The 11,787-nt window shown below is 71.6% G+C and carries 14 protein-coding genes and 1 pseudogene; 1 reads left to right on the top strand and 14 read right to left on the bottom strand.

Features of this window, described 5'->3' with window-relative positions; all coding sequences use genetic code 11:
* Positions 1-208: 208 nt before the first annotated feature.
* The 8 genes from NKJ47_RS15855 to NKJ47_RS15820 all read right to left on the bottom strand — a co-directional run bounded on the left by NKJ47_RS15855 (position 209) and on the right by NKJ47_RS15820 (position 5,760).
* Positions 209-751 carry a hypothetical protein gene (locus NKJ47_RS15855; protein WP_254458787.1) on the bottom strand — a complete coding sequence of 181 codons (543 nt, stop codon included), beginning with the start codon at positions 749-751 and terminating at the stop codon, positions 209-211.
* A 44-nt stretch (positions 752-795) separates the two neighbouring features.
* Positions 796-2,118: an alpha/beta hydrolase gene (locus NKJ47_RS15850; protein ID WP_254458786.1), complete on the bottom strand. Its 1,323-nt coding sequence runs from the start codon at positions 2,116-2,118 to the stop codon at positions 796-798.
* A gap of 1 nt (position 2,119) precedes the next feature.
* Entirely contained in the window at positions 2,120-2,296 is a 177-nt protein-coding gene (locus tag NKJ47_RS15845) for a DUF4177 domain-containing protein (RefSeq protein WP_254458785.1), read from the bottom strand.
* Entirely contained in the window at positions 2,293-2,472 is a 180-nt protein-coding gene (locus NKJ47_RS15840) for an Arc family DNA binding domain-containing protein (protein WP_160962812.1), read from the bottom strand. The genes NKJ47_RS15845 and NKJ47_RS15840 overlap by 4 nt, the downstream gene beginning before the upstream one ends.
* Positions 2,469-2,765: a hypothetical protein gene (locus NKJ47_RS15835; protein WP_254458784.1), complete on the bottom strand. Its 297-nt coding sequence runs from the start codon at positions 2,763-2,765 to the stop codon at positions 2,469-2,471. The genes NKJ47_RS15840 and NKJ47_RS15835 overlap by 4 nt, the downstream gene beginning before the upstream one ends.
* Positions 2,766-2,772: 7 nt before the next feature.
* A complete protein-coding gene (locus tag NKJ47_RS15830) occupies positions 2,773-3,645 on the bottom strand; it encodes an SPFH domain-containing protein (protein ID WP_254458783.1) in 873 nt (290 codons plus the stop codon).
* Between the two features lie 347 nt (positions 3,646-3,992).
* Entirely contained in the window at positions 3,993-4,619 is a 627-nt protein-coding gene (locus NKJ47_RS15825) for a DapH/DapD/GlmU-related protein (RefSeq protein ID WP_254458782.1), read from the bottom strand.
* Positions 4,609-5,760, bottom strand: a complete 1,152-nt coding sequence (locus NKJ47_RS15820) for an aromatic ring-hydroxylating oxygenase subunit alpha (protein WP_254458781.1) — start codon at positions 5,758-5,760, stop codon at positions 4,609-4,611. The genes NKJ47_RS15825 and NKJ47_RS15820 overlap by 11 nt, the downstream gene beginning before the upstream one ends.
* Before the next feature lie 189 nt (positions 5,761-5,949).
* On the opposite strand from NKJ47_RS15820, the gene purT reads away from it, so the two are divergent.
* On the top strand, positions 5,950-7,137 hold the full coding sequence (gene purT, locus NKJ47_RS15815) for a formate-dependent phosphoribosylglycinamide formyltransferase (protein ID WP_242082223.1): 1,188 nt from the start codon (positions 5,950-5,952) through the stop codon (positions 7,135-7,137).
* A 78-nt stretch (positions 7,138-7,215) separates the two neighbouring features.
* Here purT and NKJ47_RS15810 read toward each other — a convergent pair whose 3' ends face one another.
* From NKJ47_RS15810 to NKJ47_RS15785, 6 genes and pseudogenes are all read right to left on the bottom strand, one after another.
* Entirely contained in the window at positions 7,216-7,848 is a 633-nt protein-coding gene (locus NKJ47_RS15810; protein ID WP_254458780.1) for a hypothetical protein, read from the bottom strand.
* Positions 7,845-8,486, bottom strand: coding sequence for a hypothetical protein (locus tag NKJ47_RS15805; RefSeq protein ID WP_254458779.1), 642 nt, complete (start codon positions 8,484-8,486; stop codon positions 7,845-7,847). The genes NKJ47_RS15810 and NKJ47_RS15805 overlap by 4 nt, the downstream gene beginning before the upstream one ends.
* 7 nt (positions 8,487-8,493) lie before the next feature.
* On the bottom strand, positions 8,494-9,249 hold the full coding sequence (locus NKJ47_RS15800; protein ID WP_254458778.1) for a PhnD/SsuA/transferrin family substrate-binding protein: 756 nt from the start codon (positions 9,247-9,249) through the stop codon (positions 8,494-8,496).
* Positions 9,246-9,746, bottom strand: coding sequence for a PAS domain-containing protein (locus NKJ47_RS15795; protein ID WP_254458777.1), 501 nt, complete (start codon positions 9,744-9,746; stop codon positions 9,246-9,248). The genes NKJ47_RS15800 and NKJ47_RS15795 overlap by 4 nt, the downstream gene beginning before the upstream one ends.
* Positions 9,747-9,755: 9 nt before the next feature.
* Positions 9,756-10,118, bottom strand: coding sequence for a roadblock/LC7 domain-containing protein (locus tag NKJ47_RS15790; RefSeq protein WP_254458776.1), 363 nt, complete (start codon positions 10,116-10,118; stop codon positions 9,756-9,758).
* A gap of 358 nt (positions 10,119-10,476) precedes the next feature.
* Positions 10,477-11,762, bottom strand: a pseudogene (locus NKJ47_RS15785) (endonuclease/exonuclease/phosphatase family protein).
* Positions 11,763-11,787: the final 25 nt, after the last annotated feature.

Here is an 11,787-nt window from a genome sequence, read left to right as displayed (position 1 = left end):
CCTCGTCGTCGCTGTACCTGTCACTGACGGCGACGGCAGGGGGCGCTGCTGTTCGGCCCATCGCCTGTGCATGCCGGAGCGCGCGGCCTTGCGGTCTCGGGGCACGGGCTCGTGCCGACCGACAGAACGTACCGCACCGCGCGCAGCGTGTCGTGCCCTGTGCGATGGCCGGTCGCGACGGCGACCGACGCGGCGGCGCACGCCGGACTCACGCCCTGCGGCGGGCCGCGCTGCGCGTGTCTGCGTCGCCATGCTCCTGCGCGCGCGTTTGCCATTCCTGCAGCACCTGCCGGGGATGTTCGACGCTGAGCAGCAGCCAGCCGCCGTCGTCCAGCGGAACGGCCAGGACGCGATCGCCGGTGATCAGGCAGAACGCCTTGTGCCCGTCGCGGGTCCGGTAGTCGCCGGCGTGGAAGCCGGGATAGCCGAAGCCGAGCAGCTTCAACGCCGGCTTGAAGCCGGTGTGCTCGGACAGCGCGAGTACGCGCGCGGCCTCCAGGCGCAGTGCGGCCAGCGGCACGCGGCGGGTCAGGAAGGTGGCGCGCACCTCCAGCAGGCCGTCGTGCAGCAGCACGCGCTGCCGCGCGAAGGTGGCGGTGCCGGCCACGCCGATCGACGCCAGCAGCCCGACATGCCACCAGAGCGCGCCGGGCCGCGCCGAATGCAGTGTGAAGGCGCCGATCACCACGGCCACGAGCAGCAGTGGCAGCCACAGCCATAGCGCCAGGCCCAGCCGATGCGCCGGCGACACCGGATACTGTCGTGCCGGGCAGCGCGATGTGGCTCGCCGCCGGCTCATGGCGCGGCGCCCCGGCTGGCGGGCAAGGCGCGGACCCAGGCGACGACATCGGCGATCAAGGCCGGGTCGACGTGGCCGGGCGTCGCGTACTCGGCCGGTCCCGGCGCACCGCTGCCGGCGATGCCCAGGTGGTTCAGTGCGGGGTAGCGGTGCAGGGTGGCATGCGGATCGTGCGCCAACGCCTGTTGCCACCGCTGCCAGTCCGGCGCGGTGACCTGGAAATCGCGCTCGCCCTGCAGCCACAGCACCGGCTGCGCGAGCGCGCTGACGTCGGCGACCGGATCGATCCGGTCGAACGCGCGCCAGTAGGCGGCGGGCACGTCCAACGGCGAATCGCTGCGCGCGACCTCGCCATCGCCGCGCACCTTGGCCACGCGGCGCTCGATCTCGGCCAGCGCGGCCTGCCGCTGCGGCGACGGCGGATGCTCCTGGCGCAGCAGGTAGCGGTTCTGCTCGATCAGCAGGTCCAGCAGCGGCCGCGCCGGGGCCGCCCACAGGACGATGCCGGCGGTCTTGCCGGAGCGGCGTGCGATGCGGGCCGCGAGCATTCCGCCCTGGCTGTGGCCCATCACCACGATGCGCGCAGGGTCGATGCCAGGCGTGCGTGCCAGCGCCGCCACCGCGGCGACGGCGTCGTCGGTGGTCTCGTCGTCCATGGTGAAACCATCGTCCATGCGTCCGGCAACGCTCTGCGGCAGTGCGAAGGTGCGTTTGTCGTAACGCAGCACCGCGATGCCCTGGGCGGCCAGGCCACGGGCGATGTCCAGGAACGGCCGGTTCGGGCCGATGGTCTCGTCGCGATCCTGCGGGCCCGAGCCGTGCACCAGCACCACGGCCGGGAACGGGCCCTTGCCCGCCGGTCGTGCCAGCGTGCCCGGCAGTGGCCCGACCGCGAATGCCTGTTCGGTGAAGCCGGCGTCGGCGGGAGGCGCTGGCGCGGCCGGCGGTGGCGCGGGGGTGAACAGCAGGCCCGCGATCTTGCCGTCCGCATCGATCGAGACATGCGCCAGCAGCGCGCCGCGCTCGAACTGCAGGCGCTGTTCGATCACGCGCAGCCCTTGCTGCTGGCGTTCGCTGACCGGGCCGCGCTGCTGCAGCGGGCCCAGTTGCGCTGACAGCGTGCGCCAGGCCGCGGCCAGCGTTTCGGGCGGCAGCGCCTTGGCCATCGCCGGCGTGAACTCGGCTTCGACAGCGGCGAGGTCGCCGGCCTGCAGGCGATCCAGCAGTGCGCTGGCGGTCTGTTGTGGCGCCGCGGTCAGCGCCGAGAGCGGAGCCAGCAGCGCCGCCAGTGCAGGTGCGAGGCACCGATGCGGACGCATCTCAGAGCTCGCGCTTGAACATCAGCAGCGGCTTGGTGCCCGGCAGCGCGAGGACGTTGACCAGCTCCCAGCCGAGCTTCCCGTGCTTGTTCAAGTCGGCCTGCAGCTCGTCCAGTTTCAGGCCGAGCATCAGCGTGGTCTTCGCTTCAAGGGTGAGGTATTCCCAGCGCTTGCTCATGATTCGGGCTCCTTGTCGTCACGCGGCTTGGGCAGCCGCCCGGCCTTGCGCAGCGCGTCGCGCAGCACGTATTCGATCTGCGCGTTGAGGCTGCGCAGCTCGTCGTCGGCCCAGCGCTGCGCCGCCGCCAGTACGTCGGCGTTGATGCGCAGCGGATAGGCCTTCTTCTCGCTCATGGCCGCTCCCGCCGCGCGGCGTCGCTGCGCCGCAGGTGCAGCAGCATCGACACGATCAGCGCGTTCACCGTCAGCAGCAGTGCGATCGCCACCGCATAGACGCCGGCGCGCTGGCCGCCGGTCCAGTACAGCGCCGCCGCGCCGAGCAGGATCGCCAGGCCGATCAGCGCCCAGCGCAGGCCCAGCCCGCGCGCGCGCGCGTCGTCCTTGCCGCCGACCCAGGCGGCGATGACCAGGGCCGGCAGGCCGGAGAGGGCGAGCGCCAGCGGCGCGATGGCGGCATGCAGGCTCATCGACACCTCAGTACAGCGAGCCGGCGTTGACGATCGGCTGGGTGCCGCGGTCCGAGCACAGCACGGTCAGCAGGTTGCTGACCATGTGCGCCTTGCGCTCCTCGTCCAGCGCGACCACGCCGTTCTTCTGCAGTTCGGCCAGGGCCATCTCGACCATGCCCACCGCGCCGGCGACGATGCGGGTGCGCGCGGCGATCACCGCGTTGGCCTGCTGCCGCTGCAGCATCGCCTGGGCGATTTCCGGGGCGTAGGCGAGGTGGCTGATGCGCGCCTCGATGACGTCCACGCCGGCCTGGGTCAGGCGCTCGTCGAGGTGGCGCTTGAGCTGTTCGCTGATCTCGTTGGGATGGCTGCGCAGCGAGATCTGCCCGTCCTCGTGCTGATCGTAGGGATAGCTGGTGGCCATCGCGCGCAGCGCCGCCTCGGACTGGATGTGCACGAAACTCTCGTAGTCGTCGACGTTGTAGACCGCCTCCGACGCATCCATCACCTGCCACACGATCACCGCGGCGATCTCGATCGGGCTGCCGTCCAGCTCGTTGACCTTGAGCCGGCCGCTCTCGAAGTTGCGCACGCGCTGGCTGACCTTGCGCTTGGCGTAGAAGGGGTTGTTCCAGCGCAGGCCCGGGTCCTTGACCGTGCCGACGTAGCGGCCGAACAGGCTCAGCACCGCGGCCTGGTTCGGTTCCAGCGCGTACAGGCCGACCACCAGGAACAGCGCGACGGCCAGCACCGGGATCGCGACCAGCAGGGTCCACGGCATCGCCGACGGCTGCAGCGCGCCGGTGGCGATGATCGCGCCGGCGCCGGCCACGAACACCAGGACCAGGCCCACGATCATCGGAATGCCGGGCAGGGAGGGGCGGGGCTGCTCTTTCATGGCGGGACGTCCTTGGGTGGTTGGACGAAACGATATCAAATTGATATCAGGTTGCAAGGGGTGGGGAGTGGGGAATCGGGAATGGGGAATCGTGGAGGCGGGTCCATGGGGCGGATGGGTTCAAGGAGAGCTTTGTGAATCCGTGCTTCCACTCCGGTGGCTGCGCGCGGCAACCGCTGTCGAGGAGGAGGGGGTGGAAGTCGCGAGAGATGGGAAAGTCATGCGGCTGCGGCCGGGATGTCGGCTTGCGGGCGTCGGCCGCGCGCTGTCACGCCGGCGCCGATCCAGCGCTTTTGCGATTCCCCAATCCCGATTCCCGAATCCCGTCGCCGCAAAGCGGCGACCCATCAGCCGTTGACGATGAGCACCGGCGTGCGGAAGCCGCTGAGATGGTGGGTGCCGGTGGCGATGTCGCTGCGGTAGCGGCCGGGGATCTCGATCTGGCAGCGTTTGCCGATGCGCACGCCGGGGCCGATGTCCACCTGCCGGCCGAGCGTGGCCTGGGCGCCGATCTGCGCCTCCGCGCCGATCGTCACGCCGGCCTCGATCCACGCCGACGCGCCGACCTTGACCGCCGATTCCAGCACCGCCGCCGCGCCGATCCAGGCGTTGAAGCCGATCTCGCAGTGCGCATCGACGAGGGCGCCGGCGCCGATCGCACAGTTCTCGCCGACGCGCGCGCTGGCCGCGACCTGCGCGCCGCGGCAGATCAGCGGCGGCATCTTGAAGCCGCGCGCCTTGAGTTCGCCCATCAGTTCCTGGCGGCGGAAGTTGAGGAACTGCGCGCCCCAGGCGACGAAGGCGGTGGCGCCGCTGTCGGCCAGCGCGTGCAGCGCGTCCAGGTCGAAGCGGTAGTCCTTGCCCTGGGCCACGTCCACCGGATGCAGCACGCACTCCGGCGCCGCCTCGGCCCAGGCCGCCAGCGCCCAGCGCAGCAGCGCACCGCTGCCGACCACATACTTCTCAGAGGACATGGCGGCCCTCCATGACGTCCATGTACCAGCGTTCGATCTGCATGTTGGCGTGCTCGTAGTCGCCGAGGACCGCGCGTGGGGCACCGGCGCGCAGGCCCGACTGCACTTGCTCCATGATCTCGATGTCCTCGCGCAGCACCTTCTCGGCGCCGTGGAGGTGTCCCAGCAACACCGCGTCGGAGCCGGGATAGCGGTGCTTCTTGCGTGCGGTGACGTAGTAGACCAGCAGGTCGGTGCGCTGCGCCGACACCGGCTGGTGGTGCTCGATGATGAAGGAGTAGCCGCCCGAGCCCGAGGCGATGTGCAGGTTCGGGTACAGCAGCCAGTTCAGATACCAGTCGTCGTTGCCGAAACGCTCCACGTGCGCATGCCAGGGGTAGTGCGCCATCGCCAGCAGCGGCTCGTTGAGGCCGCCGCTGCTGAAATCGCGCAGGCGCGCCAGATGCGCCTCGCGCGAGACGCTGCCCTCGGCGTGGTAGCGGCGCGCCTCGGCGATGCCGGCATCGTCCATCTGCACCTGGAACTTGACCTGCTGCGCCAAGGTGCGTGCATGCACGAAGCGCGGGTGCAGCGCGTCGCGCAGGTTCTCGTAGGCCAGCTTCCAGTTGAAGTCGGCCTCGAAGGTCGCCACCAGCACTTCGTCGTCGAACTGCTCGGAGGCGGCGCGCAGCATCTCCAGCGCCTCCAGCGAGAACTGCGCCTCCAGCGGCATCGGCGCGTCCGACAGGTTCACGAACACCAGCTTGCCGATGCAGGCCACCGCGAAGCGGCGCAGCCGCAGGCAGGCGCGCGCCTCCGGGGCCAGGCGGTAGGCGTCGTCATGGAACGGGATGTTGTCCACGCCGCCGTCGGCGCCGTAGCGCCAGCCGTGGTAGCTGCAGACCAGCGGGCGCACGCCCTGCGGTTGTTGCTGCAGCGGGTTCTGCCGGTGCAGGCACAGGTTGTCGAAGGCGCGCAGTTCGCCGTCGATGTTCTGCACCACCACGTCCACCCCGCATACCGAGCGCCGCACGAAGGCATTGGGCTTGTCCAACAGCATGCGCGGCGCCACGAACTGCCATAGCGGGCGCAGCAACTGCTCGCGCTCGCGGGCGAACCAGGTTTCGTCGATATAGGCCTCGGCCGGCATCAGCGAGTGCATGCAGGCGCCTCTGGCTGGCGGCAGGCGTCGTGGCGGTGTTTGGCAGTGTGTCGGTGCATGGCGACATCCCCAGGGTCGCCGCAGAAGATAGCACCTCGCTGCGCGCCGGCGATGGCACGGCCGCCCCGATGCCGGCGCGGGGCGGCGGCCGCTAGAATACGCTCCCCTCTTCGCGCAGGCGCCGCCGCCATGGTCACTCTGGGAACTCCGTTGTCCGCTTCCGCCACCCGCGTGCTGCTGCTCGGCTCCGGCGAGCTGGGCAAGGAAGTGGCGATCGAACTGCAGCGCTTCGGCGTGGAGGTGATCGCGGTGGACCGCTATGCCGACGCGCCGGCGATGCAGGTCGCGCACCGCAGCCACGTGGTCGACATGCTCGACGCGATGGCGCTGCGCGAGCTGATCGCGCGCGAACAGCCGCACCTGATCGTGCCGGAGATCGAGGCGATCCACACCGAGACGCTGGTGGCGCTGGAGCGCGACCTCGGCCAGCGGGTGATCCCGACCGCGCGCGCGGCGCGGCTGACCATGGACCGCGAAGGCATCCGCCGCCTGGCCGCCGAGACCCTGGGCCTGCCGACCTCGCCGTACCGTTTCGTCGACACGCCCGAGCAGTACCGCGAGGCGATCGCCGCGGTGGGCCTGCCGTGCGTGGTCAAGCCGGTGATGTCCTCCTCCGGCAAGGGCCAGAGCACGCTGCGCAGCGCCGCCGACATCGATGCGGCCTGGGAATACGCGCAGACCGGCGGCCGCGCCGGCGCCGGCCGCTGCATCGTCGAGGGCTTCATCGACTTCGACTACGAGATCACCTTGCTGACCGTGCGCCATGCCGGTGGCACCGCGTTCTGCGATCCGATCGGGCATTGGCAGAAGGACGGCGACTACCGCGAGAGCTGGCAGCCGCAGCCGATGTCGGCGCTGGCCCTGCAGCGCGCGCAGGACATCGCCCGCGCGGTCACCGACGACCTCGGCGGCTGGGGCCTGTTCGGCGTGGAACTGTTCGTCAAGGGCGACGAGGTCTGGTTCAGCGAAGTGTCGCCGCGGCCGCACGACACCGGCCTGGTCACCCTGGTGTCGCAGGAACTGAGCGAGTTCGCCCTGCATGCGCGCGCGATCCTCGGCCTGCCGATTCCGGCGATCCGCCAGAACGGCCCGTCGGCCTCGTGCGCGCTGCTGGCGCACGGCGAGGGCGTGCCGCGCTTCGGCAACGTCGACGCCGCGCTGCAGGCCCCGGACACCGCCTTGCGCCTGTTCGGCAAGCCCAGCGTGCACGGCCACCGCCGCGTCGGCGTGACCCTGGCCCGCGGCGCCGACATCGAACAGGCACGCCAGACCGCCCGCGACGCCGCCGCGGCGCTCACCATCGACCTGGACGCCTAGAAGGTCGGGCATCGGGAACGCGGGTCCAAGCGCGGACCCGCTTCCCATTCCCCATTCCCGTTTCCCCATTCCCAGCTTCTAGGCCGGCGGCGCAAACCGTGCCGCCGCCAGGCGGATGCTCCACACCAGTTCCACCATCGCCAGGTTGTTGAGCAGCGCCTCGCCGCCCAGCACCAGCCAGTAGCCGGCGCCGTCGACCCAGAACGGCACGAACGACCAGTCCGGCAGCAGCAGCTGCGGCTCGCTGTAGAACGCCACGTAGCGCTGCGCGCCGTGCCAGCCGCGCACGGCCTGGCGCTGGGCGAAACCGGAAAAGTCGGCGGCGGCCACGCTCAGCGTCTCGGCCTGTTCCTGGTCCAGGCCGGCATGGCCCAGGCAGAAGCCGCTGTCGGAGGCCAGCACCGCGCGGCGTTCGGCCGAGAGCGGGGCGATCACGTGCTGGGCGAAATCGTCCAGGCGGATCTCCGGGCCGGGGACGGCGCGCCGCAGCAGTTGCACCCACTGCTGTTCGCGCGCTTCCTGCAGCAGTCGCGGCGCGTCGCCGCCCACGCGCTGGCGCCATTCCTGCAGCGACAGCGCGCCGTGCGCGCCGAGCAGCAGTTGCAGCGCGCGCTGCATGCGGTCGGGGGTGGCGCTGGCGAAGCCATGCAGCACGCCGTGCGGGGTCGGCATCAGCCAGGTCGGTTCGGCGGTCGGGTCGGGGGCGGTCATCGCGGTGCGCTCGCGCTGGAAAAGCACAGGGCGTCGACGCTGCGGCCGCCCAGCGGCTCGCGCTGCTGCAGCCAGCGCGCGGTGCGGTCCCAGCGGTCGCCCAGGGCCAGCGCATGGCGGCGCAGTTCGCGGGTGGCGAGCATGAAGGCGAGTTTGTCCTGGCAACTGATGCAGTAGTCGAGGAATTCGCGTTCGCAGCGTGCCGCGGCGAGCGGCGTGCCGTCGCACAGCGCGTCCACCACCTCGCGCACCATCCGCCGCGAATGGTCCGGGCTGGCCCGGCGCACCCGCGCCGGCACGTCGGCGGACGGCCGCGCCAGCACGCTCCAGCGCGTGGCCAGGGCGTTGATCGGCAGCAGCGCGTGGCCCTGGCTGTGGCGCTGGAAGGCTTCGGCCACGTGCGGCGCCAGGTGCGCTGCGGCCATCTGCAACGCCAACTGGCGCAGGGCGGTGTCGTGCCGCGGCAGGGCCACGAACAGGTCGGCGAGCACGCCCTGGGTCGGCTCGTTGTCGTGCAGCTGCAGTGCCGCGTGCAGCCGCGCCAGGTGCGCGGCGGCGTCGCGCGGGTCGCGCAGCAGGGCGCGGGCATGGGTGCGCATCACCAGGCGGGCGGGATCGCAGGCGGGAGGCGTGGGCATGGGCGCCTCAGTCCAGCAAGGTGTCGATCAGGTCGATCATGAATTCGGCGTCCTCGGTGGCCATCGCCTCGAAGCCGTGTTCCAGGCCCAGCGCGTCCAGCACCGCCTGGTCGTCGCGGTGCGCGGCATCGCCCAGCGTCAGCAGGGCGTCGCGCAGCGCCGGCAGTTGCGGGCCCAGGCGCGGATGCGCCAGCAGCACGTGGCCGATGTCGCACAGCGCGCTTTCCACCAGCGGGCGCAGCCGCGCGCGGCTCAGCCGCGACAGGCCGTGGTAGGCGGTGGCCAGGAACAGGCCGGCGTCGGCTTCGCCTTCCAGCAGCAGGCGCGCCACCGCGGCGTAGCTGCTGGCCGGGCGCCAGGCGATGCGCTCCGGCTCCAGGTCGGCCGGTTCCAGCAGACGCAGGCCGATCAGGCGCACGTCGTGGTTGGCGGTGACGGCGATGCGGCAGCCGTAGGGCAGGTCTTCCACGCAACGCATCGGCGCCTCGGCCGCTGTCGCGATCACCACCTCGTCGGCGTGCCCGCGCGGCCGCACCAGCGGCAGGTAGCCGCGGTCGCGGATCAAGGCGCTGGCATCGAACGGGCTGGCGTACACCAAGTCGACGACGCTGTCGTCCAGCAACTGCCGCTGTTCGGCGGCGTCGGCCGGCATCAGCAGGCGCAGGCCGATGCCGGCGCGGCGTTGCAACACCGTGCTGAGCAGGTACCAGCCGCCGAAATATTCGGGCGCGAAGTCCGGCGCGATCAGGAACGTGCAGCTCATGCCGGCGGCTCCGCACGCTCGTCCTGCAGCCATTGCGCGTACAGCGGCTGCAGCGCGTCGATGCGCCGCCGCGAGGGCTTGCGCCGCACCGAGGTGAAGCCGACCACGCGGCCGTCGCGCACGTTCGGCAAGGCGGTGGCGTAGACCCAGTAGCAGGCGCCGTCGCGGCGCAGGTTCTTGACGTAGCCGTGCCACTTCTCGCCGGCCAGCACGGTGTCCCACAGCGTGCGGAACGCGCGCCGCGGCATGTCCGGGTGGCGCAGGATGCAGTGCGGCGCGCCGATCAGCACCTCCCGCGGCCAGCCGCTGAGTTCGACGAAGGCGTCGTTGGCGTGGGTGATGACGCCGTCCAGGTCGGTGCGCGAGACGATCAGGCGCCCGTCCGGGTAGGCCACCTCGCGCTCGCTCCAGTACACCGTGCGGCGGCTGCCGTCGTGGTAGCGCAGCTCGGCGCTGCGGTGCGGCTCGTGCGGTGGATCCATCGGCGGCAGCGGCATGGCGGCCCCCTACAGGATCTGCTGCAGCGCCTGCGCGGCGCGCTTGATGTCCAGGAACACCAGGCCGAGCTTGGCGCTGGGCTTGGCGAGTACGGTGAGCACCGCCTCGCGGCCGGCCGCGCTCATGATCACGTAGCCGAGTTCGCCCTGCACCAGCACCCGTTCCAGCGCGCCGCGCGCCAGTTCGCGCGCGCTGCGCTCGCCCAGCGCGAGCAGTGCCGCGGACATCGCGCCGACCCGGTCCTCGTCCATGCCCTGCGGCATCGCCGAGGCGATCATAAGCCCGTCCAGGGAGATCAGCGCCGAGGCCTCGATATCGGCAGTGGCGCCGTTGAGTCCCTCCAGCGCCTGTTGCAACTGTTGCGTTCGCATGCTCGCCTTCCGCTTGCGCATCCCCAGTGGGTGCGGGAGGCATTGGACCGCGTCGGCGCGGGCTTGCCCTTGATCTGGATCAAGGCCGTGGCCGGCGCTGGCCCGGCTGCGGGCGTTCGGCGGAGGTCAGCGGTGGGCAGGCGCTTCGGTTCCGAGGATGGCCGAGGCACTGCGTGCCGGGGTGAAGCCCCTGCCGTGATGGGAGCAAGCACCTGCGCGTGCTGTCGCGCCGTGCGCGGTAGCGGGCGACGGGTGCGGTGCGTACCGGCCGGTCGAAAAAACGCGGCGGCCGATGGGCCGCCGCTGGTGTGCTGCACTGGCCGCGGCGCGATGCGCGCGGCGATTTTTTTGCCTGCGCTTACGGCCCTGCGGCGACGTCGACCCAGACCAGGTGATGGTCGCTGCCGTCGGCGATGGCCGCGGCGGGATCGCTGGACGCCGGCCAGAACACGCCGCTGTCCAGGTAGCGGAAGTTGCGCGACGGCAACACGTAATCCAGGCGCATGGTGCCGGACTTGGGACCGAAATCGCCGGTGACCTGCTGCGGCGGGCCGCGGTGGGCGATGCCGTTGGCCGCATAGGCGCGCGTGGTCTCCTCGCCGCCGGTACTGCGCGGGGCGGGGGACTGCAGCACGCGCGGGTGCGTCACCAGGGCGCGGATCGCATCGTGGCGGCCGTCGCCGTCGATGACGTCGTTGTTGAGGTCGCCGAGGATCACGAACTGCGCATCGGCGGCCAGCCCGCCGCAGCGGCCGGCGTCGTCGCACAGCCAGCGCGCCGTGCCGCTGCCGGCGTCGTCCAGATACTCGCGCCACACGCGCAGTTCGTCGTGGTTGCGCGCCGCATTGCGCTTCTCCGCGCCGTCGAACACCGGCGGGGTCGGGTGCGCCACCAGCGCATGCAGCACGCCCAGCGGGGTGCGCACCGGCACGTCCCAGTGCGACTTCGACGACAACCGCAGCTGCGCCCACACCGCGTCGCTGTGGAAGAAGCGGCCGGTGGCCGGATCGACCGGGCGCAGCGCGTCGGGCATCGCGCTCCACTTCAGCAGGCGGAAGCTGCGCACCGCCGCGGTGTCGATCGGATACCTGGACAGCAGCAACATGCCGTACTGGCCGGGATGCAGGCCGTAGCCCCAGGCGTCGTTGCCGCGCGCGCGGCCTTCGCCGCCGACATGGCCGTCGTTGTCCAGGTCCAGGCCGCTGGGCACGCCGGTGTTGACCGGCGCCAGGTAGCGGTAGGGGTAGCGCAGCGCCGCGCCGCCGTGCGGTTGCGGCACCGCGAGGTAGCGCTGCTCGAACAGGTCGGCGGCGCGGTGCGCCTCGTCGTAGTCGAACTCGTTGAGTAGCACCAGGTCCGGGCGCACCTGTTGCAGCACCGCGGCGATCTTGCGCGCCTGTGCGCTGTCACCCTGCAGCGCGGCGATCAGGCCGCCGGGTTCGTCGGAATTGAGCGAGGTGTTGTAGGTGGCCAGCCGCAGCGTCGTGGCGGCTGGCGCGGCGGTGTCGGTCATCGGGTGAGCGTTAGGAGCAGTGTGCGCGCAGGCGCCGCACAGCAGGGTCAGGGCGAGCAGGAGCAGGTGGGGTTTCATCCGCCCAGTTTCGCACGTGCGCCATGTCCGCACGATGGCGGCCCGGGCCGGATCGGCGCCCCGGGGGGCGCCGCCGCG

The sequence above is a fragment of the Xanthomonas sacchari genome (genome assembly GCF_024266585.1).
GTDB lineage: Bacteria > Pseudomonadota > Gammaproteobacteria > Xanthomonadales > Xanthomonadaceae > Xanthomonas_A > Xanthomonas_A sacchari_C.
This window is presented reverse-complemented; position numbering and strand designations above follow the sequence as displayed.

What these genes read in the sequence shown, in the direction of transcription:
- NKJ47_RS15850 (WP_254458786.1), bottom strand. Translation starts at nt 2,118, where the DNA reads ATGCGTCCGCATCGGTGCCTCGCACCTGCACTGGCGGCGCTGCTGGCT.
- NKJ47_RS15845 (WP_254458785.1), bottom strand. Translation starts at nt 2,296, where the DNA reads ATGAGCAAGCGCTGGGAATACCTCACCCTTGAAGCGAAGACCACGCTG.
- NKJ47_RS15840 (WP_160962812.1), bottom strand. Translation starts at nt 2,472, where the DNA reads ATGAGCGAGAAGAAGGCCTATCCGCTGCGCATCAACGCCGACGTACTG.
- NKJ47_RS15835 (WP_254458784.1), bottom strand. Translation starts at nt 2,765, where the DNA reads ATGAGCCTGCATGCCGCCATCGCGCCGCTGGCGCTCGCCCTCTCCGGC.
- NKJ47_RS15830 (WP_254458783.1), bottom strand. Translation starts at nt 3,645, where the DNA reads ATGAAAGAGCAGCCCCGCCCCTCCCTGCCCGGCATTCCGATGATCGTG.
- NKJ47_RS15825 (WP_254458782.1), bottom strand. Translation starts at nt 4,619, where the DNA reads ATGTCCTCTGAGAAGTATGTGGTCGGCAGCGGTGCGCTGCTGCGCTGG.
- NKJ47_RS15820 (WP_254458781.1), bottom strand. Translation starts at nt 5,760, where the DNA reads ATGCACTCGCTGATGCCGGCCGAGGCCTATATCGACGAAACCTGGTTC.
- purT (WP_242082223.1), top strand. Translation starts at nt 5,950, where the DNA reads ATGGTCACTCTGGGAACTCCGTTGTCCGCTTCCGCCACCCGCGTGCTG.
- NKJ47_RS15810 (WP_254458780.1), bottom strand. Translation starts at nt 7,848, where the DNA reads ATGACCGCCCCCGACCCGACCGCCGAACCGACCTGGCTGATGCCGACC.
- NKJ47_RS15805 (WP_254458779.1), bottom strand. Translation starts at nt 8,486, where the DNA reads ATGCCCACGCCTCCCGCCTGCGATCCCGCCCGCCTGGTGATGCGCACC.
- NKJ47_RS15800 (WP_254458778.1), bottom strand. Translation starts at nt 9,249, where the DNA reads ATGAGCTGCACGTTCCTGATCGCGCCGGACTTCGCGCCCGAATATTTC.
- NKJ47_RS15795 (WP_254458777.1), bottom strand. Translation starts at nt 9,746, where the DNA reads ATGCCGCTGCCGCCGATGGATCCACCGCACGAGCCGCACCGCAGCGCC.
- NKJ47_RS15790 (WP_254458776.1), bottom strand. Translation starts at nt 10,118, where the DNA reads ATGCGAACGCAACAGTTGCAACAGGCGCTGGAGGGACTCAACGGCGCC.